Annotated in this window: 2 protein-coding genes; both read left to right on the top strand. The window is 72.8% G+C overall.

Features of this window, described 5'->3' with window-relative positions:
- A partial coding sequence (locus tag HYE82_RS35900; RefSeq protein ID WP_218783437.1) for a PI-PLC domain-containing protein occupies window positions 1-939 on the top strand: 939 nt, incomplete at its 5' end.
- Window positions 940-1,084: 145 nt separating this feature from the next.
- Window positions 1,085-1,711, top strand: a complete 627-nt coding sequence (locus tag HYE82_RS35895; RefSeq protein ID WP_309144564.1) for a 2'-5' RNA ligase family protein — start codon at window positions 1,085-1,087, stop codon at window positions 1,709-1,711.
- Window positions 1,712-2,491: the final 780 nt, after the last annotated feature.

Raw genomic sequence — 2,491 nt, 5'->3', positions numbered from 1 at the left:
CCCCCCACCGCCGTCACCGCCCCCGCCGGCACTCGGGCGGCCGAGGCGGCGACCGCCCGCTGGGGCGAGCGCCGCCTCGACGAGGCCGCGTTCCTCACCACCCACAACGCCTTCACCAACTACGAGGACTCCCGCTGGAGTTCGGTGAACCAGTCCGAGTCCGTGCGCCACCAGCTCGACAACGGCGTCCGCGGCCTGAGCCTGGACACGCACTGGTACGAGCGCAGCACCTGGCTGTGCGTGATCAGTTTCGGCAGCGACTGCTACCCCAGCGACGTGTACCTGTGCCACGGCGACTGCAAGACGTTCGCCGGGGCCACGTACGCCCTGCCGCGCCAGTCCTTCCACGGCACGATGCAGACGGTGGTGGACTTCCTCGCCGCTCACCCCCAGGAGGTCGTGACCGTCTTCCTTGAGGACTACGTCTCCGCCGAGCAGCTGCAGCAGTCCCTCGGCCGGGTACGGGGCCTGCCCGAGCTGCTGTTCCGGCCCGACGAGTGGAGCGTACGGCAGCACGGCTGGCCCGAGGTCGCCGACATGGTCACCGCCGGCAAGCGCCTGCTGATCTTCTCCGACCGGTCCGACCGCGAGCACCTGGGCGTCATGTACGACCGGTCCTGGACTGTCAGCAACTACTGGAGCCTCGGGGACATGGGCAACGACCTCGCGTGCGTCAGCCGCTGGGCCGACGTACCCCTGGACCGCCGGGAACCCGGATTCCGGCGGCTGTTCACCATGAGCCACCACCGCAACGTGCCCACCGTCCTCACGGCCGCCCTGGACAACGGCAGCAAGCTGCGGAACCGCATCGCCGAGCAGTGCCGGCAGGCGACCGGGGGCCGCACCCCGAACTTCGTGTCCGTCGACTTCCACCGGCTCTCGGACAGCAGCGGCCACACGCCCGCCTCGATCGTCGCCGAACTCAACACGAGCCCCTGAGGCACACCCGTCCGGGCGCCACGGCACCGCATGACCGCGGCGCCGTGGCGCCGTGGCGCCGTGGCGATCCGTCATGCCGACGCAGGGTTCCCCCCTCCCTCGTCCGGTGTCCGGACTCGCTGCGCATCGGCGTCATCATGGGACCGTGAACGCGTTTCCGAGCGGCGGGGGCGGAAGCGGAGCCGCCGGGGTCCCCGGCCTCCCGGGCTTCCTCGACGCCGCCCCCACACCGCGGACCGCCGTCGCGTGGCTGCCTCCGGCCGGGCTGTGGCCGGCCATCCAGAGCATCCGGGCCGTGCACGACCCCCAGATCCGGCGGTGGCCGCCGCACGTGAACCTGGTCTTCGGCTTCGTCCCCGAGTCCGACTTCCCGGTGGCGGCGCCGCTGCTGGCCGCCGCGGCCGCCGCGTCGGAACCGTTCGACGTCCGCCTCAGCGGGGTGCGCTTCTTCCGCCACCGCGCGTACGCGACGGTGTGGCTCGACCCCGCCGCGGCCGGACCTGCTCCCTGGGCGGCCCTCCAGCGGGATCTGGTCGGGCCGTTCCCCCGCTGCGGCGGCCGCTTCCCGCGCTTCACGCCCCACCTTTCGCTGGGCCGTACGCACGATCCGCGGAGCCTGGCCGCGGACTGCGCGGCCCGCCTGGGCAGCCTGGCGGCGAGGGTGGAGGAGGTCGTGCTGCTCTCCCGCCGCGGCGAGGGGCCCATGCGACCCCGCGCCGCGGTCGCCCTCGGCACGGGCTCGGTGCGCTGGTGCGCCGAGACAGGGGAGTGAAAGGCCCCCGGGCCCGGGTGGGGGCGCCCGGGCCCGGGGGTCGCCTGCCGGCGTCGCCTACTTGAAGGTGACGTCCGAGCAGGAGTAGAAGGCCTCCTCGCTCTGGAAGGAGCCGTCGGGCCGCTTCAGCCCGTGCCAGACCGTGTAGATGAGGTGCTTGCCCTTCTTCTCCGGGAGCACCGCCTTGAAGGTGAACGCCTTGGCGCCGAGGAAGCCCGAGGGCGCCGCCGTGGCCGCCGTGTTGTCCGCGCTGAGGAACGGGGTGTCCTCCAGGTCCGACCACTTCAGCGGCTTCTTCGGGTCGTAGCCGTCCTTGGTGACGTACATCTCCATGCGGTACGGGTTGTGCAGCGCGCTGATGTCGTAGCGCAGGTCGTACTCGGCGCCGCCGGGCAGGGTGGTGGAGGGGAAGTCGTCCCGTGCCAGGTCCAGGCCGGAGAACTGCGCGTTGCCGGCGCTGCACAGCTTGCCGTCGGGGATGCGGGCGCGGTGCTGCGGGGAGGACGTGGGGGTGCTGTGGTCGATGGCCCGGCCCTGGACGATGGACTTCCAGTCGCCCGGGATGCCGGGGCTCTGGGCGAGGGCCAGCCGGCAGGCCTCGCTCGCCTTCGGGTTCTTGGTGCAGGCCACGCTGCGGCTCACCGGGTCGGCGGTGGAGCCGTGGGCCGAGGCGGGCGCGGAGCCGAGGGTGGTCACGGCGAGGGGGAGGGCGACGAGCGCGGTGAGGCGCAGGGCCTGTCCCTTATACACATCTGACCCTGCCGACGACGCTCGCGGCGT

This window comes from Streptomyces sp. BR123 (assembly GCF_013401435.1).
GTDB lineage: Bacteria > Actinomycetota > Actinomycetes > Streptomycetales > Streptomycetaceae > Streptomyces.
The sequence above is the reverse complement of the archived record's forward strand: the minus strand, read 5'-3'. Positions and strand labels throughout refer to the sequence as shown.